The following is a 19,888-nucleotide window of genomic DNA, read 5'->3' on the forward strand; positions in this document are numbered from 1 at the left end:
CGGCCGAATGTCGCAACCTGCTCGCCCATGCCGGCTATAGATGACTTACCAAATACGCAAAATGCTCTAGCGCCTTCCAGGGCCATCCAGCGCGTCGTGCGAACGCCGCGTCGGAGACCGTACATCGTGTGCGGCAGGGCGCGAGTCACCGATCGTGGCGCGCCAAAATCCATACGGGCAACGCCGCGGCGCGCCCGTGGTTGTTTCATGGGAGGCCCACCCCTAAGGGCCAGCCGCTCCATGCAACGCCCAGGGTGCGGCAATCCAGCGTCGTCGCACCGTGGCGCAGAACGACTGCGTGGCGCACAAGAGATCTCGTCTTTCCGCCCATAGTCTTATTTTCGGGAAGCACTTGGCGCGGGCTCGCATGGAGCATCAGCCGGCCGGCAGCACGAGGCGCGCGGACAGACCGCCGAGCGCCGCCCGTTCCAGCGCCAGCTCGCCCTCGTAGGCACGGGCCAGATCGGCGACGATCGCCAGCCCGAGGCCCCAGCCCGGCGTGTCCTCGTCGAAACGCCGGCCCCGGTCCAGCGCCTGTTCGCGCCGGGCCGCGGGCAGGCCCGGGCCGTCGTCGTCGACGCATATCTGCAGACGATCGCCGTACACGCTCGCGCGCACCTCGACGATGCCGCGCGCCCACTTGCAGGCGTTGTCCATCAGATTGCCGATCATCTGCTCCAGGTCCCGGGTCTCGCCGGCAAAGCGCAGGCCGTGGCCGGCGTCGGTGTCGATGACGCGACCGCGGTCGCCGTACAGCCGCTGCAGGGTCCGCGTGAGCCGCTCGAGCACCGGCGCCACCTCGGCGGCCACGCCGGCGCGCTGGGTGGCGGCGATGCGCGTGCGCGCCAGATGCCACTCGATCTGGCGCTGCATCGCCGTCGCCTCGGCCCGCAGCCGGGCGGCCCGCGCTTCGCCGCCCTCCTGTGCCAGGCGGTCGGCCTCGTTGCGGATCACCGACAGCGGCGTCTTCAGGGCGTGGGCGAGATTGCCGGCCTGGTGCCGGGCGCGCTCGATCAGCGCCTGGTTGTCGGTCAGCACCTGATTGAGATCGGCCACCAGGGGCGCGACCTCGCCGGGATAGTCGCCGGACAGCCGCGCGCTCTCGGCCCGTCGGATGGTGCCCAGCTCGCGCCGCAGCCGCCGCAGCGGTGCCAGTCCCAGCCCGACCTGCAGCCCGGCGGCCACGATGAGGCCCAGCGCCAGCGCGCCGAGCGCCCACGCCAGCGTGCCGCGGAAATCGACCACCGCCGCCTCCACCGGGGCCAGGCTGGCGGCCACCGTCAGCCGCAGCGGCCCCGCGCGGCGCGGCAGCGTCACCTCGCGGGTGAGTGCGAGCAGCCGCGCGCCGCGCGCGCCGCGCGGGCCGTCCAGCCGGTGCAGCCCGGTCGCCTGCCCGGGCACCGGCAGATGCATGTCCCAGAGCGAGCGCGAGCGCAGATCCACGGGTGCGTCCCCGGCGGCGTCGATCTGCCAGTAGCGCCCCGAGAACACCCGTTCGTAGAGCGGGTCGCTCATTCGCGGGTCCGGTGCGAATTCACCGTCGGTGCCGGTATCCAGCTGCGAGACCAGCTGCAGGAAATCGGCGTCGAGGCGGCGCCCGAGTTCGTCCTCGAGATGACCGCGGAACAGCAGCGACAACACCACGGCCGTCGCGACCAGCGCGATCAGGATCCAGGCGATCGCGCCGAGCAGCAGCCGGCGCTGGAGGGAGGCTCTCGGCACGGCCGGCCTAGTCGACCGGATCGGCGGTGTCGACGAAGCGGTAGCCGAAACCGCGCTCGGTGACAATCGCGGCCACCCCGAGCTTGCTGCGCAGCCGCCGGACGAAGACCTCGATGGTGTTGGAGTCGCGGTCGTAGTCCTGAGCGTAGATATGCTCGATGAGTTCGCTGCGTGAGACCACCTGCCCGGCGTGGTGCATGAGATACGACAGCACCCGGTATTCGTGGCCGGTCAACCGAATCGGTCGGCCGGCCACGCTGACCCGGGCGCTGCGCGTGTCCAGGGTCACGCCGCCGCGCTCGATCACCGCCGAGGCGCCGCCGCTGGCGCGCCGGATGAGCGCCCGCAGCCGGGCCAGCAGCTCCTCCATCCGGAACGGCTTGGCCAGATAGTCGTCTGCGCCGGCGTCGATGCCGTCGACCTTCTCGTGCCATTCGCCGCGGGCGGTGAGCACGAGCACAGGCACGGCGACCGCCTCGGCCCGCCAGCCCCGCAGCACGCTGAGCCCGTCCAGGCGCGGCAGCCCGAGATCGAGCACCACCGCATCGTAGGGCTCGGTCGCGCCGCGGTAGGCCGCGTCCTCGCCGTCGGTGGCCACATCCACCGCGTAGCCGGCCTCGGCCAGCGCCTCGGCGAGCTGCTCGACCAGCGTCGGTTCGTCCTCGACGATCAGCAGGCGCATGCCGCCTCCCGCGCTCGGGCCCGGCGAGACGTCAAGCCAACGCCGCGTCCGGGGCCGCCGCAATCAAGGCCAACTGCGCCGCGGGGCGCCCATGGTGAACGACTCACGGGCGGCCCGACCCGACGGGCCGCGGAATGTCCGGCGCGAACTGGCATGACGTGTCGGCAGCCTCTAGTCCGGCGTGCCCGCGGGCACGCAGCCCAGCCGGTCCAGCCGCTTGCCCTCGGCCTCCAGCAGGTCGAAGTCGCGGGCGTCGTACTCCAGCTCCGCGACGTCGCCGGCCGGCCCGAGCAGCTTGATCTCGTAGACCCAGACACCGTCGTCCTCCTCCAGCTCGGTCTCCACGAAACGGCCCTGGCAGGTCGACTCCACGTGTTCGATCAGTTCGCTCAGCGGCCGCAGGTCGCCGGCGGCACGCAGCGCCCGGGCCTCGTCGTCGTCGTCATCGGCGAGCGCAGACCCCGCGCACAGCAGGCAGGCGACGGACAGGACGAAAATCGGTAGGCGCGCGATCATGCCGCCATTGCGAGGCTCGGGCGATGAACTTTCGATTAACGCGGTGTTCACCGTCGATTCGACGGGCCGGCGCCAGGCTGGCCCCGAACTCATGCAACGGAGCTGACCATGACCCATCGCAATCTCATCGCCCTTACCACCGCCGCCGGCCTCGCCCTGGCGGGCACCACCGCCCTCGCCCAGAACAACGGCGCCGACAGCGGCTCGATGGGCATCCCCGACGTGGTGAAATCGCTCGAGGGCGAAGGCTACACCCAAATCGAAAGCGTCGAGCACGAGGCCAACCGCTACGAGGTGGACGCCACCGCGCCCAACGGCCACCGCGTGGAGCTGGAGGTCGACGAGAACAGCGGCGAGATCCTGCACAGCGAACGCGACGACTGATCCGCCGCCACGCCACCGGCGATCACGGGCCCGCCTTCGAGGCGGGCCTTTCTCGTGGCGTTAGCGCCGACCGTCGACGGCACGGGCGCACGGCGGCGACTTCATCGCTGCATGCTACAACGGTAGACTGTCGCGCTTTCCCGACCCATGCGAGCCCGTCGTGCGCGAAGACACCCGTCCGGCCCTGACGCCGTCCATGCCCATCGTCTGGCTGATGGCCGTCGCCTGCGGGCTGTCGGTCGGCGGGCTCTACTACGCCCAGCCGCTGGTCGATCTGCTCGCGCGCACGCTCGAAATCTCCAGCGCCGCGGCCGCCTCGATCATCACCGTGACCCAGCTCGGCTTCGTCACGGGGCTGGTCTTCCTCGTCCCCCTCGGGGACTTCTTCAATCGCCGCCGCCTGGTCCCGCTGGTGAGCACGGGCGCCAGCCTGTCGCTGGCCTGTGCCGCGCTCGCGCCGGGCTTCGAGGGGTTTCTCGTCGCCAGCTTCCTGATCGGCCTGACCTCGACCGCGGCCCAGATCATGGTGCCGATGGCCGCGCATCTGGCCGCCGACGACCAACGTGGCGCCGTGGTCGGCCGGGTGATGAGCGGCCTGCTGATCGGCATCCTGCTCGCCCGCGCCTTCGCCGGCCTGGTCGCCGATCTCGCGGGCTGGCGTACGGTCTTCGGCGCGGCCTCGCTTCTGATGCTCGCCCAGGCGCTGGTGCTGCGGCGCATGCTGCCGGACACCGAGCAGATCGGGGAACGACTGCGCTACGGTCGGGTGCTGCGCTCGATCGGGGCGCTGCTGGTCGAGGAGCCGCTGCTGCGCCGGCGCATCGTCTACGGCACGCTCGGCTTCGCCGGCTTCACCATCATGTGGACCTCGCTGCCGTTTCTGCTGGCGCGGGCGCCCTACGGCTACAGCGAGACCGCGATCGGGCTGTTCAGCCTGCTCGGCGCGGCCGGCGCCGTCGGCGCGTCGCTGGCCGGCACCCTGCACGACGCCGGCCGCAACCGGGCCGGCACCGCGGCGTTCATCGTTGCGGCGCTGGCCGCCTTCGTGCTCATGGGCCTGGCCCCGCACAGCCTGGTGGCGATCGTGATCGGCATCCTGCTCATGGACCTCGGCGTCCAGGGCGTGCAGATCCTCAACCAGAGCACCATCTACGCGCTGCGGCCGGAGGCGCGCAGCCGCATCACCACCGCCTACATGGGCTGTTTCTTCCTGGGCGGCGCGGCCGGCTCGCTGGTCGCCGGCATCGCCGTCGACATCGCGGGCTGGCCCGGTGCGATGGCCGTGGCCGGCACGCTGGAGGCGGCCGCGCTGGTTTTCTGGTGCACCGAACGCCGGGCCGCGGCGACCGCGAGCCAGGGTCGGGCGTGATCCCGATTGCCACGCGTGCGTTCGGGCTCTAGCCTTGGACGAATCCTGTCCCCAGACACGCCGCGACGGCGCACTATGAGCGAATCCATCACCGTCACCGTCGAATGCTTCGGCGAACTCCGGACCCTGATGGCCGGCGACACGGCCACGCTCGCGGTGGCGGCCCCGCACACGCCGGCCGCGCTCATCGCGGCCGCCCGGCAGCAACACCCCGGCGCGGCCGATCTGCTCTCGCGCACCGCCTGCGCCCGCGGCGACACGCTGCTGGCCGCGGACGCGGTGCTGGCCGACGGCGACACCGTCGCCCTGATCCCGCCGGTCTCCGGCGGCCAGCCGGAACAGGCCCCCGATGCACGCCATCTGCGCGCGGCCGAGCTGGATCTCGACGCCCTCATGGCCGAGACCGAGGACGAGACCTGCGGCGCGCTGGTGGTCTTCGGCGGCACCGTGCGTCTGGCCAACAACGGCCGCGACGTCACCGCGATGGATTATTCCGCCTACGGCCCGCTGGCCGCGCGCACCATGGCCGAGATCGAGGCCGAGACGATCGAGCGCTTCGGCGTCGCCGCCTGCCGCATCCAGCACCGCACCGGGCGACTCGGACTCGGCGCGGTCAGCGTCTACATCGTGGTGCGGGCCGTGCACCGGGCCGAAGCCTTCGACGCCGCCCGCCACGCGCTCGAGGAACTCAAGGCCCGCGTCGCGGTGTGGAAGAACGAACACTACGCCGACGGCAGCAGCGCCTATCTGGAAGGCACCGAGGTCGTCGGCCCCGAACGCCCGCGAGGAGACCGCCGATGAAGGATGTGGGCATGAAGCCCGAGACCCTGCGCTCGGCCACCGCCACCGCCAGTTTCCACGCCCCCGGCCACTGTCTGCGGCGCATCGCCGAGCGCGACACCGAAAAGGGCGACCCGCAGGCCTCGGCCCGTATCGCCGGCATTCTCGCGGCCAAGCGCACCGACGAGCTGCTGCCGCTGTGTCATCCGCTGCCGATCCACGCCGCCGAAGTCCACTTCACGATCGAGGACGCCCGCGTGGTGATCGAGGCCGAAGTCCACACGATCGGCCCGACCGGCGTCGAGATGGAGGCGCTCACGGCCGCGAGCATGGCCGCGCTGACGCTCTACGACATGCTCAAGCCCTACGCCCAGCCCGAGGAACTGGCCATCGGCGACACCCGTCTCGTCGACAAGACCGGGGGCAAGAGCGACTTCAAGCGCACGCTGAAACAGCCGCTGTCCGCGCAGGTGCTGATGGTCTCGAACCCCGTGGCCGACGGCAACAAGCCGGACACCGCCGGCCGCGGGGTCTTCGAGGGGCTCGAGACGGCCGGCTTCGCGCCGCTCGGCTACGAGATCCTGCCCGACGACGCCGATCGGGTGCGCGCGGCCGTGCAGACCGCGATCGATGCCGGCACTCAACTCGTCGTCACCGTCGGCGGCACCGGCATCGGCCCGAAGGACCGGGTGGTCGAGACGGTCGAACCGATGCTGACCACGCCCATGCCGGGTCTCATGGAGGCCGCCCGCGCCTTCGGCCAGCGACGCACGCCCTACGCCGTGCTTTCGCGCGGGGTCTCCGGCTTCGCCGGCAACAGCCTGGTGGTGACCTTCCCGGGCAGCCGCTCGGGCGCGGCGGAGACCCTGGCCGCACTGCTGCCGAGCCTGGTGCACGTGCTGGAGATCCACCAGCGCTTCGCGGGCCACGCCGGCTGATCGCCCGCGCCCGTCGGGCGCAGGAAGCGGGCGCCTCGACAAGGCGTGCGAAAGGCATCGGGCAATGCGTCGTCACCGCCATCCGGCCTCGGTCCGGCGCCGCCACGGTGACGCGCCACGCGGCGATTCGCGCATCGGGCCGGTCGGGGCAATCCGACAGTCCGACCCTACAGCCCGCCGAGACGCGCCCAGGCCTGCTCGGCCAGCGCCAGGCTCTTGATCACCGCGTACAGGGGTTCGCCTTCGGCCAGCGCCAGGCGTTCGGCCGAGTAGCGGGTGATGCGCGCCGCCAGACGCTGGTTACCGATCGCCAGCGTCACCTCGACCGCCTGATCGCCGTCCTGCGCGATCGCGTCCACGCGCCCGGCGAGCACGTTGAGCGCGCTGATGTCCTCCGGCCGAGAGCGCGCGAGCATGACGTCGCGGGCACGCACGTGCAGGTGCACGCGGCCGCCCGGGGCCTGATCCAGCCGCGGCACGAACAGCGGCTGGCCCTCGCAGTCGAGCGCACTCAGCCCGTGTGCGGCCGTGCCGCGGATCTCGGCCCGCAGCAGCGTGCCGGCGTCGCGGGCGTGCTCCGGGCCGAGCAGGTCCGGGCGGGCCAGAAAGGCCGCGCTCTCGCCGGAGAACACGACGCGGCCGTCGCGCAGGGCCACCACATGCCGGTTGGCCAGCCGCAGCATTTCGTCGAGCTGATGGGAGACGAACACGATCGGCACCTCGGACTCGCGGCTGAGGCGTTCGATATAGGGCAGCACCTCGGCCTTGCGGGCGGCGTCGAGCGAGGCCAGCGGCTCGTCCAGCAGCAGCATCGCCGGGTTGGCCAGCAGCGCCCGGCCGATGGCCACGCGCTGGGCCTCGCCGCCGGACAGGCCGGCCACGCGGCGATCGAGCAGCGCGCCGATATCGAGCATGTCGACGACGCGGTCGAAGCGCGCCGCGGCGGGCCGGGCGCGCGCGAACCAGGCGCCGTAGCGCAGATTGCGGGCCACGTTCAGATGCGGGAACAGCCGCGCCTGCTGGAAGACATAGCCGATGCGCCGGCGGTGCGCGGGCACGCGAATGCCGCGGTCGCTGTCGAACACGCAGCGACCGGCGATCTCGATCCGGCCGCGCCGGGGCGTGATCAGCCCGGCGACGATGCGCAGCAGCGTGCTCTTGCCGGCGCCGGAGGGGCCGAACAGGCCGGTCACCCGTTCACGGCTGTCCAGCGCATAGGCCAGATCGAAATCGCCGATGCGGTGTTCGACGTCCAGCGACAGCATCGGCTCAGCCCGCCCCGCGCAGCCGCTTGACCCGGCGCGCGATCAGCTCCGAGGCCACCAGCGCCGCCAGCGACACGGCCACCGAGATCGCGATCAGCTGCGCGGCCTGCGCCTCGCCGCCCGGCACCTGGATGAAGCTGTAGATCGCCAGCGGCAGCGTGCGGGTCTCGCCCGGGATGTTGGCCGCGAAGGTTATGGTGGCGCCGAACTCGCCGAGGGCACGCGCGAAGGCCAGTACCATGCCGGCGATGATGCCCGGCAGCGCCAGCGGCAGCGTCACCGTCGCCCGGACCCAGATCGGCGACGCGCCCAGCGTGGCGGCGGCGTCCTCCACGCGCGTGTCGATGGCCTCCAGCGACAGCCGGATCGGGCGCACCATCAGCGGAAAGCCCATCACCGCACCGGCCAGCGCCGCGCCGGTCCAGTGGAAGGCGAAGGTCAACCCGAAGGTGGCGTCCAGCCAGCCGCCCAGCGGGCTGTTGCGCCCGAGCGCGACCAGCAGCAGGTAGCCGGTGACCACCGGCGGCAGCACCAGCGGCAGGTGCACGAGCGCATCCAGCACCATCCGCCCCCGGCGGCGCGAGCGCGCCAGAAACCAGGCCGCGGCCAGCGCCAGCGGCAGACTGCAGGCCACCGCGGTCAGCGCGACCTGCAGACTCAGCCAGAGGATCTCGGCCTGGGCCGCGTCCAGCACCGGCTAGCCCCCCCCGCCGGGCCGCTTGAAGCCCCAGTCGCGAAACACCCGGCCGGCGGTTTCGCCGTTCAGGAATTCCACGAACGCGGGCGCAGACTCGGCGGCCGACGCCGCGACGACCGCGGCGGGGTAGACGATCGAATCGTGGCTGTCGTCCGGGAAGACATCGACCACGCGCACATCGTCCTCGGCGACGGCGTCGCTGGCGTAGACCACCCCCAGCGGCGCCTCGCCGCGCGCGACCAGCGCCAGCGCCCCGCGCACGTCGTCGGTCTGGGCGATTCGGCCCGCCAGCGCCGACCACACGCCCAGCGACTGCAGCGCCTGGCGGCCGTAGATGCCCGCGGGCACGGCCTCGGTGTGGGCCATGGCGAGATAATCGTCGGCCAGCCGTTCCGCGATCGGGAAATCCGGGGCCACCCGTAGGTCGATATCACTGTCGCGCGGGGCCACCAGCACCAGCGCGTTGGCCAGCACGTCGACCCGCGACGCGTTCTTCAGCCGGCCGTCGGCCTGCAGCCGATCCATCCAGTCGCGGTTGGCGGAGACGAACACATCCGCCGGCGCACCGCGCTCGATCTGGCGCGCCAGCGTCGAACTGCCGGCGTAGCTGACGTCGATATCGACGTCGTGGTCGGCCTCGTAGGCCGCGACCACCTCGTCCATCGCGTTCTTCAGGCTGGCCGCGGCGAACACCAGCAGCGACCGCTCGTGCGCGGCCGCGCCGGCGGGCACGACCGCCGCGCAGAGAAAAACGGCCACGGCATGCCGGAGAAACCGGCCTGAAATCAGTCTCATGGTCTTCGCTGAAGTCGAATCGACGGCGACCGGCACGACGATAGCCCGCGTTACCGATGGCCGGAGAATCATCGCTATATACATTACTACATAGCGCTGTCGGCGACCACATGTCGAGCAGCGTCACTGCGAGCCTAAGTGTCATCACGGATACCGTAGCCCGCCCCGGAAGCCTACCGTCTGCAACGTCGCGTCAGGCCGCGCGGCGTGGTATGGCCGGCACCGCCGGCCCACGACATCACCGGCCTATCGGGCCCCTCGCGGGTCCGGCGCATTCCAAGGAGAACACTATGCGTTCGAACAAGACTTTCTTCACGCCCCTGCTCGCCGCCCTGATCAGTGCGGGCGCGCTCACCCTGGGCGGCACCGCGATCGCCGGGTCGGATTCGGGCTCCGACGAGTCGATGTCGGGCGAAAGCAGCATGACCACCGACGAGGCGTCGAGCGAAAGCGGCATGGCCGAGAAGTCGCACAGCAGCGATCACAACGGCATGTCGAAGTCCGAGCTCGGCACGTCGAACGGCAAGGCAGGCCAGTCCGAGGACGACGCCATGTCCGAAAGCGACGCGATGTCGGAGAACGGCGCCAAGTCGCAGGACGACCTGACCGGCGACAACGACAGCATGTAGATCGACGCTGCAGGTCGTATCGTCATGAGGGCAGCCTTCGGGCTGCCCTTTTTCATGGATACGGTTCACGGGCGAGCCGCACTCGACTCGCGCGGGACGGGCCCCGTGCCGGTTTCCGCGCAAAGCATCCCTGGCCGCCCCGGCGATGACGCGATCATCGTCGCGCCACACTCTCGCCACCGACCGCTCGGCCGCGGCCGGCAACGGCAGCACGAATCCAGGCCTGGGATGCGGCGTACGAGGCGAGCACACCTTGACCCCTTCGATAGACCGACAGCCGGCTCGAGCCGGCACCGGCCCCGCGTGGCCACGGCCATACTCACGACTCAATCAAGCGATCGGCAGATCGAATGCCGCCTGCGTGCCCTCGCCCGGCGCGCTGTGCAGCCGCAGACGCGTGCCGTGCCGCACACAGATCTCGTCGACGATCGACAGCCCCAGACCCGAGCCCTCGCCGTGCCGGCGCGAGGCCGGCGTGCGGTAGAAACGCTGGGTGACGAGCGTCAGTTCATCCGCCGACAGGCCGATGCCGGTATCGACGACCGCCACCTCGACCCGCGAGGCCGTCGCGTGGGCGCACACGCGCACCGTGCCGCCCGCCGGCGTCGCCGCGACGGCGTTGTCGAGAAGATTGGCGAGCACCCGATCGACGAGCGCGAGATCCGCGGCCACCGCCGGCAGCGTGGACGCGCAGTCGATCACCAGTGCCAGGCCCGCCTCGAACGCCTGCGGGCGAAACTTGCCGACGATGTCGTGGATCAGTTCGGCGAGCGAGAACGTATCCGCCGACAGCGGCTGTTCGAACGCGTCGACCCGGGCCAGCGTCGAGAGCTGGCGCGCCAGCCGGGTCAATCGGTCGGCGTTGGTCAGGATCGCGGCCAGATGGGCCTGGCGGGTCTCGGCCGGCAGGTCCTCGGCCTTGCGCAGCTGCTCGGCATAGCCGCGCAGCGAGGTCAGCGGGGTGCGGAAATCGTGCGACAGGTTGGCGACCAGTTCCCGCCGCTGGCGGTCATTTTCGCGCAGCGCGTCGAGCTGGGCCTCGATGGTCGCGGCCATGTCGTTGAACGCGCGTGACAGATGGCCGATCTCGTCGGCCCGGCCGGGCGCGATGCGCTGGCCGTAGTCACCCACCGCGAACCGTTCCACCGCCGCGGTTAGGCGGCGAAAACGCCGGGTCAGCAGCGCGAACAACAGCAGCCCGAGTACACCGGCGAGCACCACCGCCAGCGTGCCGGCGATGAGCAGCGTGCGCGTGATGCTGCTGGTGCGCAGCATGGCGAACATGGACATGCGCGCGCCAGCATCGAGCACGGCCAGCAGGTAGCCGGGTTGCGCCGCCGCCCCGAAGCGCACCGGAGCCACCGAAAAGACGCTGTCGCGATGCGAACACGGCGCGTTGAGCAGTACCGGCAGCATGGGCTCGTCGGCCAGCAGATCCTCGAGCGTGTCCACCGGCACCCGCGCGTTGGCGCTGCAGCCGGGCTCGGCGTAGTTGCCGACCACGCGGCCTTCGGCGTCGAGCAGGTAGAGCGATACCGCCGGGTTGATCGACAGGATGCGATCGGCGGCGCGGTGCGCGGCCGGCGAATCCGGGCCGGCGCCGAGCGGCTCCCGCATGACCTGCGCGAGATTGTCGGCCAGATCGATCTGGGTGCGCTGCTGCCACTCGCGGCCGAGCTGCTCGAACTGACTGACCGCCACCCAGGCCGCGGTCAGCGCCAGCAGCAGCAGCCCGGCCAGATAGACGAACACGATGCGCGCATAGAGGCTGCGCGATACGTTCGCGATCCGTTGCCAGGCGCCCTCATGCGTCGTCCGGTGTGTCGAGCGGATCCACGAAGCGGTAGCCTACGCCCCAGACGGTCTGGATATAGCGCGGCGCGGCCGGGTCGGCCTCGATCTTGCCGCGCAGCCGATTGATATGCGTATTGACGGTGTGATCGAAGCCGTCGAATTCCGGCCCCCAGACCTGATCGAGCAGATCGCTGCGCGAAAAGCCGTGGCCCGGGTTGCGCGCGAACAGCGCCAGCAGCGCGAATTCCTTGGCCGTGAGCGACACCGGCACCTCGTCGATGCGCACCTCGTGCTTGTCGATGTCCACGCGCAGCGCCCCCACCACGATGGGGGCCGACGTGGCACCGGCCGCGCTCGATGTCGACTCGCGCTGGCGCCGGCGCAGCAGCGCCTGCACGCGGGCCAGCAGGATCGCGGCGTCGAACGGCTTGGTGATGTAGTCGTCGGCGCCGATCTCGAGGCCCAGCACCACGTCGCGCGTGCCGGCGAGCGCCGTGAGCATGATCAGCGGTATGCCGGCATCGTGGCCCCGGATCTCCCGGCAGACGGCCAGCCCGTCGATGCCCGGCAGCATGAGATCGAGTACCACCAGCGCGGCATCACGCCAGCATTCCAGCGCGCGCTCGCCGCTGGTCACCCAGTCCGCCGGATAGCCGGCCTCGCCGAGAATGGCCACCAGCAGCCGCCCGATATCGGGGTCGTCCTCGACGCACAGTATGCGCTCCGCCATGCCGTTCTCCCTGTCGCCGGGCGCCAGTCTCGACGATGTGCCCGCCGGGCACATCACGAAACGTTAAACCGGCGGCGTGTTATCGATTCGTGATGATTGCGCGGCGGGCCGGGCCTAGCTTGATCTGCAGCCGCACACCGCTGCGGCCGGCCGGGCAGAAACACATGAATCAAGGCCCGTCCGTCTTTTCTTTCCACGGAGAACTCTCATGACGCAATTCAAGACCCTTCGCAACCCGCTGCTGACCGCCCTGCTGTTCTCGGGCGTGCTGGTGTGGAGCGCCGCCGGCCTGGCCATGGAAGAAGACAGCATGTCCCATGACGACGGCGCTATGTCGCAGGACAGCGGCATGACGCACGATGATGGCATGTCGCATGACGATGGCATGAAGGCCGACGACGGCATGGCACACGATGACGGCATGAAGTCGGACGACATGTCGCACGACGACAGCATGTCCGGCGAAGACGGCATGTCGCACGACGACGGCATGAAAGAAGACAAGATGTAGGTCGTCCCCGGCTGCCGGCCGGCTTCGCGCCGGCGGGCAGCCTTTCTTTCGAACCGGGCCTATCGATGAACAAACACAACGACAATCCATACGCCAACCCGCCCGAGCGCGCCCGGGTGATCAAGCGCCACGGGCTTTTCACCCGCGTCTGGCACTGGGTCAATCTCGTGTGTCTGGTGATCCTGCTGATGAGCGGACTGCAGATCTTCAACGCCCACCCGTCGCTCTACTGGGGCAACGATTCCAGCTTCGACGCTCCGGCGCTGCAGATCACCGCGATGCGCGGCGACGACGGCGCGCCCATGGGCGTGGTGCGTATCGGCGGCTACCGCATCAATACGACCGGCGTGCTCGGTCTGTCGCGCGACGACGGCGAGCTCGATGCGCGCGCCTTCCCGGCCTGGGCCACGCTGCCCGGCCCGCAGTGGCTGGCCATGGGCCGCTACTGGCATTTCGCCGCCGCCTGGGTTTTCGCGCCCCTGCTGCTGGCCTATCTCGTCTACACCCTGATCAGCCCGGCCCGACGCCGGCTGGTCTGGCCGACCGCGGCCCAGTGGCGCGGCCTGCCGGCCACCATCGCCCACCACGCACGGCTGAAGTTCGATCACAGCGCCGACTACAACGGCCTGCAGAAGCTCACCTATCTGCTGGTGCTGTTCGGCCTGCTGCCGCTGATGGTGCTCACCGGCCTGACCATGTCGCCGACCATGAACGCCGCCTGGCCCTGGCTGCTCGACGTGTTCGGCGGCCGCCAGAGCGCGCGCACGCTGCATTTCATCTTCGCGTTTTTGCTGGTGGCCTTCTTCGTGATTCATCTCGGGCTGGTCCTGATCTCGGGCGTATTCAACAACCTGCGTTCCATGATCACCGGCCGCTATCGCCTGGGCGACGACGCCCCGGCCGACAAGGACAACCGTCATGCGTGACTCGAAGCTCATCCTCCCCGACCCGAAACGCCGGCGCCTGATCACCGGCCTGGGCGCGCTCGGCGCGAGCGCCGCCCTGACCGGCTGCGACAGCCTGTCGCGCAACGACCGAGTGCAGGACCTGCTCGGCGCGACCGACCGCCTCACCCGCGCTGCGCAGCGACTGGTCTCGTCGCGCGAGTCGCTGGCGCGCGAGTTCGGCGAGCGCGATATCGCGCCGACCATGCGCGCCAACGGCAGCACCGATCCGAGCAACGACGACTACAAGCGCCACGCCGCGAACGGCTTCGCCGACTGGCGCCTGCGTATCGACGGCCTCGTGCGCCAGCCCGCCGATTTCTCGATCGATGACCTTAAAGCCATGCCGTCGCGCACCCAGATCACCCGTCACGACTGCGTCGAGGGGTGGAGCTGTATCGCGAAATGGACCGGTGCGGTGCTCGGCGAGGTACTCGACCGGGTACGCCCGACCTCGGCGGCGCGCTACGTGGTCTTTCACTGCGCGGACAATATCTACGGCGGCCCGGTCAAATACTATGAAAGCATCGACATGGTCGAGGCCTATCACCCCCAGACCCTGCTCGCCTACGGTCTGAACGACGACCGCCTGCCCATCGCCAACGGCGCGCCGCTGCGTCTGCGCGCGGAGCGCCAGCTCGGCTACAAGATGGCGAAATACGTCATGCGCATCGAACTGGTGGACAGCTTCGCCTCGATCCAGGGCGGCAACGGCGGCTACTGGGAGGATCGCGGCTACGAATGGTGGGCCGGCATCTGACGCCGCTCGGCGGCGGCCCAGCCACCACGGCCACCCGTCCGGCAGGCGCCACCCGCGCCGCCCGGGGCCGTCGATCGATTGCCGTCCGGCGTAGCATCGCCATCCGTCCGACTCCGGATTGCGGCCCGTCGGAAACCGCCCTAGGGTCTGTTGACGTTTCGTGCGAGTCCGCGCCAATCGCTGTTGTGCGGCAAGACGAGGCGTAGTGCGCGCCGTGCAGTCACTCTGCACAAGCGCGCTAGAACGATGGATTGCCGCACAACAGCGCTTGTCCCGAAGGGTTGGGCCGCAAATCGAGCCCGGCGGCGTTGCGAGCCTGGGTCGTGGCACGCCACGACACGGCGGCTCCCGCCTTGCCGGACACGATTTGCGGACGCCAACGCGGCGCTCGTACGAAACGTCAACAGACCCTGGGTTGGCGGGATGATCATGCAAGGCCAGATGTCCGACGCGAATAGCGGTCGCCTCGACCGCCAAGTGGCGTGCTCGCAAACGCCAGCCGGCGATGCGAGCCCGCTCGCCACCGCTCGGCGCGGTCGACCGGCACACACGGACACGTCGCAACGAAGCCGGCACGGCCGCGGCGCGCCTGTACGGCGATCGCCGGCCACGCCGATTCGCGCAGCCCGGCCTCCGGGCGCGCCCTGAACGCGGCCCATCGTCATGCAACCCGCCGATACCGCGCCGCGTGCCGCCGACATTGATGCCGCCCGTGCGGTCGTCGCCGAACGGCTGGCGCCCACGCCGCTGGTCCGGGCCGATGATCTGGGAGCCGATCTGGCCGGTGATCTGTATCTGAAGTGCGAGCTGCTCCAGCCCACCGGCTCGTTCAAGCCGCGGGGCGCGCTCAACTGGCTGGCCAACGCGAGCGACGCCGAACGGGCCGCGGGGCTGGTCACGGTCTCGGCCGGCAATCACGCCACCGCGCTGGCCTGGGCCGCGGCCAGCCGCGGACTACCCGTCACCGTGGTCATGCCGGCCGACGCCAGCCCGCTCAAGGCCGAATCCGCGCGCGCGCTCGGCGCGACGGTGGAGCTCATCGGCGGCATCGACGATGCCTGGGCCCGGGCCCGCGAACTGGAAGCGTCCGGTCTGACCCTGGTCCCGCCCTACGACGATCCGCGCATCATCGCCGGCGCCGGCACGATGGGTTTGGAGATTCTCGACCAGTGCCCGCGCGTGCCCGATGTGGTGGTCTGCTGCGTGGGCGGCGGCGGCCTGATCTCGGGCGTGGGCCTGGCGCTGAAACAGGCGCATCCGGATATCCGCGTCGTCGGCGTGGAACCGGCCGGCGCGCCGACGCTCGCGCGCAGCTGGGCCGCCGGCGAGCCGGTGACGCTGGCCTCGACCGACACCATCGCCGCCAGCCTCGGCGCCAACCGCGCCGGGCGCTGGACGCACGCGGTCTCGCGGCAGGTGGTCGACGAGCTGGTCGCCATCGACGAGCCACAGATCGTGGCCGGCACCCGGGCCACGCTCACCCGCGGCCGGCTCCACGCCGAGCCCGGCGGCGCGATCGCCGTGGCCGCGCTGCTGGCAGGCCGCGTTCCGCTCGCCGCGGGCCAGACCGCGGTGGCGATCGTCTCCGGTGGCAATATGGATCCCTCCCTGCTGCGAGACCTGCTTTGACCTATTCCTCCGCCGCGACCCGGTCGCGAACGCCGCATGCGCTGCGCGTGCTGCTCGTGCTCGGCCATCCGCGCCGCGACTCGCTCTGCGGCGCGCTCGCCGATGCCTACTGCGACGGCGCGGGCGACGCCGGCGTCGAACTGCGGCGGATCGACCTCGCCGCGCTGAGCTTCACCCGCGACGTGACCGCGGCCTCCCCGGAGGACCAGCCGCTGGAACCCGATCTGCAAGCCGCCCGCGCCGATCTCGCCTGGGCCGAGCATCTGGTGTTCGTCTATCCCACCTGGTGGGGAACGATGCCGGCGCTGCTCAAGAGCTTTCTCGACCGGTTGGTGATGCCGGGGTTCGCGTTCCGCTTCTATGGCCCGGGCGCGGCCGAGTGGGAAGGCCTGTGGCCGGACAAGTCGGCCCAGCTGATCACCACCATGGACACGCCGCCGCCGGTCTATCGCTGGCTGTTCCACGCGCCGGGCACCCACGCCATGCGCAACGCCACACTCGGCTTCTGCGGCGTGCGCCCGACCCGCGCGCTGGTGTTCGGCCCGGTGCGCACCTCGGATGCCGACCGCCGCGCCGCCTGGCTGGAGAAGACGCGCCGCACCGGCTTTGCCCTGCGCAGCGGCGTGCGCTCGCCAGCGGGGCGCGCGGCTGCGCGAATCCGTCCCTGGCTGTCCGCCCTGCGACTGCAGTTCTACCCCATGAGCTGGGCGGCCTACGGCCTCGGCGCCGTGGCCGCGGCGACCGGACCGATCGACTGGGCGGCCTTCGTCTGGGGGCTGCTGTTCATCGCCCTCCTGGAGGCGGCCACGGTGTTCTGCAACGAACGGCTGGATCTCGCCACCGACCGCATCAACCCCAACCACGGCCCCTTCACCGGCGGCTCGCGCGTGCTCGTCACCGGCGCGATCAGTCCGCCGCAGTTGCGCCGGGCTACCGGGCTGCTGCTCGTGGGCGCGCTGACGGCCGCGGGCGCCGCCCTCGGCGTGGCGCCGGCCCCGATCGCGACCGCGCTGTGGATGGGGCTGGCGGTGCTGTTCACGCTGGGCTATACCGTCGGCCCGCTGCGGCTGAGCTACCGCGGCCTGGGCGAAGTGGACGTGGCCTTCACCCACAGCGCGCTGGTGCTGGTGCTCGGCGGCCTGCTGCAGGGCGCGGCGCTATTCGACGCCGATCTGTGGCTGCTCTCCGCGCCGCTGGCGCTCGCGATCCTGCCCTCGATCGTGCTGGCCGGCGTGCCCGACCACGACGCCGATGCGGCCGTCGGCAAACGCACCATCGCAGTGCGTCTCGGCCGCCACGGCGCACTGCGGCTGGCCGGCGCGGCGCTCGTCGCCGCGGCCACGCTCGGCCTCGTCTTCGAAGGCCTGGCGCTGGTCGATGGCGCGTTCGCCGGGCTGCAATGGTTCGTGCTGCCGCACGCCGCGCTCGGCCTCGGCCTGCTGTGGTGGCGCTCGCAGACGCCGGCCGACCGGCTGCAGCGCATCGATGGCCTGCTGGTGGCCACGCTCACCTATATGCTCTGGTTCGTGCTGGTCCCCTGGTTCAATCTGTCATGAGTCGGTTCGATGCCGACATCGTGCCCATGCCCACGCATTCCCGCGGCGCGCGGCCGTGAACGAGGGCGACCGCATCGTGCCCGCGCCCTGGCGCCTCACCGGCCAGGGCTACGTGATCGCGCTGTCCTGCTCGGCGGCCTTCGGGGCCGCGTGCGGCGCCGACACGCCGGGGCTCGCCGGGCGCGCCTGCGGCGGCCTGGGCGCGCTGATGCTCATCGACTACGCCGGCTCCGACGTCGGCCCCTATCGCGAGCTGCTGCTCTGCCCGGGGGTGTTCGATTTCGGCGACCGCCGGGCGGCGGCGATCACCCATATCTGGGTGTCGTCGGACGCGAGCGTGGTCAACGGCCGACACAACTGGGGGCTGCCGAAAGAGCGTGCGAACTTCGAAACGCTCGCGCGTACCGACCGGGCGGAGCGCTGCCGCATCCAGCGGCCCGGCCGGGCGCCGATCACCCTGCATCTGAGCCGGCGCGGACCGAAGCTGCCGCTGCACTCGGCCATCCTGCCGCGGGCCTCGCGCACGCTCGAGCAGCCCTGGCGCGGTCGCCGCTACCGCACCTGCATCCGGGCCCGGGCGCGGGCCCGGCTGGCTCGCCTGGAGGCGCACGACATCCCGCCCGACAGCGGCTTTCCGGACATCACGGGCCAGACGCCGCGCCTCGGCCTGCATGCCGATCGCTTCGACCTGGTCTTTCCGAAGGCGCAGCGCCAACCGATGGACAGCGACGGTCCCGGCTCGCGCACCCGCTGACCGCGCCCCTGTCGCCGGTGGCACAGGCCTTGCTTACCTTGGCGTGCGTTGACCGCGCACGTCGGATACCGGACCGTATCGCCCCGGATCGGGCCGACGCACCCTGCACGGCCATCGAACGCATCCGATCCCGTCCGACGAGCTTCGCCGCCATGACCCGCAGCCACAATCCCGCGCCCCAGGACTACGAATTGACGACCGTACCCGCCGGCGCGCGGCGCGGCTTCTGGACCATGCTTTCGGTGATGCTCGGCTTCACCTTCTTTTCCGCGAGCATGTGGGCGGGCGGCACGCTCGGCGAAGGCCTGTCCCTGACACGCTTCGCGGCCGTCGTATTGGCGGGCAATCTGATTCTCGGCAGCTATGCCGCGCTGCTGGCGCTGATCGCGAGCCGCACCGGGCTGTCGACCCATCTGCTCGCCCGCTATGCCTTCGGCAGCCGCGGCTCCTGGCTGGCCTCGGCGCTGCTCGGCGGCACCCAGGTCGGCTGGTTCGGGGTCGGCGTGGTGATGTTCGCGCTGCCGGTCCAGGTGGCCACCGGCATCGATACACTCTGGCTGATCATCGCCGGCGGCGTGCTCATGACCGCCACCGCCTGGCTCGGTTTCAAGGCACTGACCGTGCTCAGCTTCGTCGCGGTGCCGGCGATCTTCGTGCTCGGCAACCTGTCGGTCGGCCTGGCCGTGGACGAGGCCGGCGGGCTCGCCGCCCTGGCCGCGATCCAGCCCGAGAACACGCTCACGCTGGCGGTCGCGCTGTCGATCTGCATCGGTTCGTTCATCAGCGGCGCCACGCTCACGCCGGATTTCGTGCGCTTCGCGAAGTCGCCCCGAATCGGGGTCGGCACGACGCTGATCGCCTTCTTTCTCGGCAACTCGCTCATGTTCACCTTCGGCGCCGTCGGCGCGCTGGTCTACAGCGAGTCCGACATCTCGAAGGTCATGTTCGCGCAGGGGTTGATCATCCCGGCCATTCTCGTGCTCGGGCTCAACATCTGGACGACGAACGACAACGCGCTCTACGCCGCGTCGCTGGGGTTTTCCAACATCACCGGCTGGCCCAAGCACTGGATCGTGCTAGCCAACGGCCTCGTCGGCACGGTGTTCGCGCTGTGGCTGTACAACAACTTCGTGGGCTGGCTGTCGTTTCTCAGCTCCGCGCTGCCGCCGATCGGCGCGATCCTGATCGCGGACTATTTCCTCGTCGCCCGCGGCCGCTATCAGGCCTTCGAGCGCGCCGTGCTCGCGGACGTGAACTGGACCGCGGTCGCGGCCTGGGCGCTCGGTTTCGCCGCCGCCAACCTGCTGCCGGGCATCCCGCCGGTCAACGCAGTACTGGCTGCGCTTGTCGTCTATGTCGCGGCCAGCCACCTGCTGGGTCAGGCGGCCGCACGGCGGGCGGCCGCCTGACACTCCTGATCCCGCACGCTCGAC

General features: G+C 70.8%; 20 protein-coding genes. 12 read left to right on the top strand and 8 right to left on the bottom strand.

Features of this window, described 5'->3' with window-relative positions; translation table 11 throughout:
• Window positions 1-375: 375 nt before the first annotated feature.
• The 3 genes from SAHL_RS12880 to SAHL_RS12890 form a co-directional block, all read right to left on the bottom strand.
• Window positions 376-1,722, bottom strand: coding sequence for a sensor histidine kinase (locus SAHL_RS12880; RefSeq protein WP_123591824.1), 1,347 nt, complete (start codon window positions 1,720-1,722; stop codon window positions 376-378).
• A 7-nt stretch (window positions 1,723-1,729) separates the two neighbouring features.
• Complete coding sequence (locus SAHL_RS12885) at window positions 1,730-2,404, bottom strand: response regulator transcription factor (RefSeq protein ID WP_123591825.1); 675 nt, start codon at window positions 2,402-2,404, stop codon at window positions 1,730-1,732.
• A 171-nt stretch (window positions 2,405-2,575) separates the two neighbouring features.
• Complete coding sequence (locus SAHL_RS12890; RefSeq protein ID WP_123591826.1) at window positions 2,576-2,920, bottom strand: PepSY domain-containing protein; 345 nt, start codon at window positions 2,918-2,920, stop codon at window positions 2,576-2,578.
• Between the two features lie 108 nt (window positions 2,921-3,028).
• Here SAHL_RS12890 and SAHL_RS12895 point away from each other — a divergent pair, with 108 nt between their 5' ends.
• From SAHL_RS12895 to moaCB, 4 genes are all read left to right on the top strand, one after another.
• Window positions 3,029-3,304: a PepSY domain-containing protein gene (locus SAHL_RS12895; protein ID WP_123591827.1), complete on the top strand. Its 276-nt coding sequence runs from the start codon at window positions 3,029-3,031 to the stop codon at window positions 3,302-3,304.
• Between the two features lie 160 nt (window positions 3,305-3,464).
• Window positions 3,465-4,673, top strand: coding sequence for an MFS transporter (locus SAHL_RS12900; RefSeq protein WP_245968526.1), 1,209 nt, complete (start codon window positions 3,465-3,467; stop codon window positions 4,671-4,673).
• 75 nt (window positions 4,674-4,748) lie between these two features.
• Window positions 4,749-5,474 (top strand): molybdenum cofactor biosynthesis protein, encoded by a 726-nt coding sequence (locus tag SAHL_RS12905; protein WP_123591828.1) that lies wholly within the window; start codon window positions 4,749-4,751, stop codon window positions 5,472-5,474.
• Entirely contained in the window at window positions 5,471-6,391 is a 921-nt protein-coding gene (moaCB, locus tag SAHL_RS12910; protein ID WP_123591829.1) for a bifunctional molybdenum cofactor biosynthesis protein MoaC/MoaB, read from the top strand. Before SAHL_RS12905 ends, moaCB begins: the two co-directional genes overlap by 4 nt.
• A 167-nt stretch (window positions 6,392-6,558) precedes the next feature.
• Here moaCB and modC read toward each other — a convergent pair whose 3' ends face one another.
• From modC to modA, 3 genes are read right to left on the bottom strand one after another with little or no spacing between them, the layout of a single operon-like run.
• Complete coding sequence (gene modC / locus SAHL_RS12915) at window positions 6,559-7,656, bottom strand: molybdenum ABC transporter ATP-binding protein (protein ID WP_123591830.1); 1,098 nt, start codon at window positions 7,654-7,656, stop codon at window positions 6,559-6,561.
• 4 nt (window positions 7,657-7,660) lie between these two features.
• Entirely contained in the window at window positions 7,661-8,350 is a 690-nt protein-coding gene (gene modB, locus SAHL_RS12920) for a molybdate ABC transporter permease subunit (protein ID WP_123591831.1), read from the bottom strand.
• Between the two features lie 3 nt (window positions 8,351-8,353).
• Window positions 8,354-9,148, bottom strand: coding sequence for a molybdate ABC transporter substrate-binding protein (modA, locus tag SAHL_RS12925; protein WP_123591832.1), 795 nt, complete (start codon window positions 9,146-9,148; stop codon window positions 8,354-8,356).
• A 290-nt stretch (window positions 9,149-9,438) separates the two neighbouring features.
• Here modA and SAHL_RS12930 point away from each other — a divergent pair, with 290 nt between their 5' ends.
• Window positions 9,439-9,777 carry a hypothetical protein gene (locus SAHL_RS12930; protein WP_123591833.1) on the top strand — a complete coding sequence of 113 codons (339 nt, stop codon included), beginning with the start codon at window positions 9,439-9,441 and terminating at the stop codon, window positions 9,775-9,777.
• A gap of 330 nt (window positions 9,778-10,107) precedes the next feature.
• Here the strand turns inward: SAHL_RS12930 and SAHL_RS12935 are convergent, their stop codons facing one another.
• Both SAHL_RS12935 and SAHL_RS12940 read right to left on the bottom strand, forming a co-directional pair.
• Window positions 10,108-11,529, bottom strand: a complete 1,422-nt coding sequence (locus SAHL_RS12935; RefSeq protein WP_123591834.1) for a sensor histidine kinase — start codon at window positions 11,527-11,529, stop codon at window positions 10,108-10,110.
• A gap of 52 nt (window positions 11,530-11,581) precedes the next feature.
• Window positions 11,582-12,301, bottom strand: coding sequence for a response regulator transcription factor (locus SAHL_RS12940; protein WP_123591835.1), 720 nt, complete (start codon window positions 12,299-12,301; stop codon window positions 11,582-11,584).
• A gap of 208 nt (window positions 12,302-12,509) precedes the next feature.
• Here SAHL_RS12940 and SAHL_RS12945 point away from each other — a divergent pair, with 208 nt between their 5' ends.
• The 7 genes from SAHL_RS12945 (at window position 12,510) to codB (ending at window position 19,864) form a co-directional block, all read left to right on the top strand.
• Window positions 12,510-12,812, top strand: coding sequence for a hypothetical protein (locus tag SAHL_RS12945; RefSeq protein WP_123591836.1), 303 nt, complete (start codon window positions 12,510-12,512; stop codon window positions 12,810-12,812).
• Between the two features lie 65 nt (window positions 12,813-12,877).
• Complete coding sequence (locus SAHL_RS12950) at window positions 12,878-13,738, top strand: cytochrome b/b6 domain-containing protein (protein ID WP_123591837.1); 861 nt, start codon at window positions 12,878-12,880, stop codon at window positions 13,736-13,738.
• Window positions 13,731-14,516, top strand: coding sequence for a molybdopterin-binding protein (locus SAHL_RS12955; protein WP_123591838.1), 786 nt, complete (start codon window positions 13,731-13,733; stop codon window positions 14,514-14,516). The genes SAHL_RS12950 and SAHL_RS12955 overlap by 8 nt, the downstream gene beginning before the upstream one ends.
• A gap of 663 nt (window positions 14,517-15,179) precedes the next feature.
• Window positions 15,180-16,145 (top strand): threonine ammonia-lyase, encoded by a 966-nt coding sequence (locus tag SAHL_RS12960; protein ID WP_123591839.1) that lies wholly within the window; start codon window positions 15,180-15,182, stop codon window positions 16,143-16,145.
• 41 nt (window positions 16,146-16,186) lie between these two features.
• Entirely contained in the window at window positions 16,187-17,701 is a 1,515-nt protein-coding gene (locus SAHL_RS12965) for an NAD(P)H-dependent oxidoreductase (protein WP_123591843.1), read from the top strand.
• Between the two features lie 55 nt (window positions 17,702-17,756).
• On the top strand, window positions 17,757-18,455 hold the full coding sequence (locus tag SAHL_RS12970) for an acetoacetate decarboxylase family protein (protein ID WP_184947680.1): 699 nt from the start codon (window positions 17,757-17,759) through the stop codon (window positions 18,453-18,455).
• 152 nt (window positions 18,456-18,607) lie between these two features.
• Complete coding sequence (gene codB, locus SAHL_RS12975) at window positions 18,608-19,864, top strand: cytosine permease (RefSeq protein ID WP_123591841.1); 1,257 nt, start codon at window positions 18,608-18,610, stop codon at window positions 19,862-19,864.
• The last annotated feature ends 24 nt before the right edge of the window (window positions 19,865-19,888 follow it).

Origin of the sequence: Salinisphaera orenii subsp. halophila YIM 95161, from assembly GCF_003732545.1 — a bacterium.
Classification (GTDB): domain Bacteria; phylum Pseudomonadota; class Gammaproteobacteria; order Nevskiales; family Salinisphaeraceae; genus Salinisphaera; species Salinisphaera orenii_A.

Coding starts and splice junctions, on each gene's coding strand:
- moaCB (WP_123591829.1), top strand. CDS start 5,471: ATGAAGGATGTGGGCATGAAGCCCGAGACCCTGCGCTCGGCCACCGCC.
- SAHL_RS12960 (WP_123591839.1), top strand. CDS start 15,180: ATGCAACCCGCCGATACCGCGCCGCGTGCCGCCGACATTGATGCCGCC.
- SAHL_RS12940 (WP_123591835.1), bottom strand. CDS start 12,301: ATGGCGGAGCGCATACTGTGCGTCGAGGACGACCCCGATATCGGGCGG.
- SAHL_RS12950 (WP_123591837.1), top strand. CDS start 12,878: ATGAACAAACACAACGACAATCCATACGCCAACCCGCCCGAGCGCGCC.
- SAHL_RS12890 (WP_123591826.1), bottom strand. CDS start 2,920: ATGATCGCGCGCCTACCGATTTTCGTCCTGTCCGTCGCCTGCCTGCTG.
- SAHL_RS12905 (WP_123591828.1), top strand. CDS start 4,749: ATGAGCGAATCCATCACCGTCACCGTCGAATGCTTCGGCGAACTCCGG.
- SAHL_RS12895 (WP_123591827.1), top strand. CDS start 3,029: ATGACCCATCGCAATCTCATCGCCCTTACCACCGCCGCCGGCCTCGCC.
- SAHL_RS12945 (WP_123591836.1), top strand. CDS start 12,510: ATGACGCAATTCAAGACCCTTCGCAACCCGCTGCTGACCGCCCTGCTG.
- modA (WP_123591832.1), bottom strand. CDS start 9,148: ATGAGACTGATTTCAGGCCGGTTTCTCCGGCATGCCGTGGCCGTTTTT.
- SAHL_RS12930 (WP_123591833.1), top strand. CDS start 9,439: ATGCGTTCGAACAAGACTTTCTTCACGCCCCTGCTCGCCGCCCTGATC.
- codB (WP_123591841.1), top strand. CDS start 18,608: ATGACCCGCAGCCACAATCCCGCGCCCCAGGACTACGAATTGACGACC.
- modC (WP_123591830.1), bottom strand. CDS start 7,656: ATGCTGTCGCTGGACGTCGAACACCGCATCGGCGATTTCGATCTGGCC.
- SAHL_RS12885 (WP_123591825.1), bottom strand. CDS start 2,404: ATGCGCCTGCTGATCGTCGAGGACGAACCGACGCTGGTCGAGCAGCTC.
- SAHL_RS12955 (WP_123591838.1), top strand. CDS start 13,731: ATGCGTGACTCGAAGCTCATCCTCCCCGACCCGAAACGCCGGCGCCTG.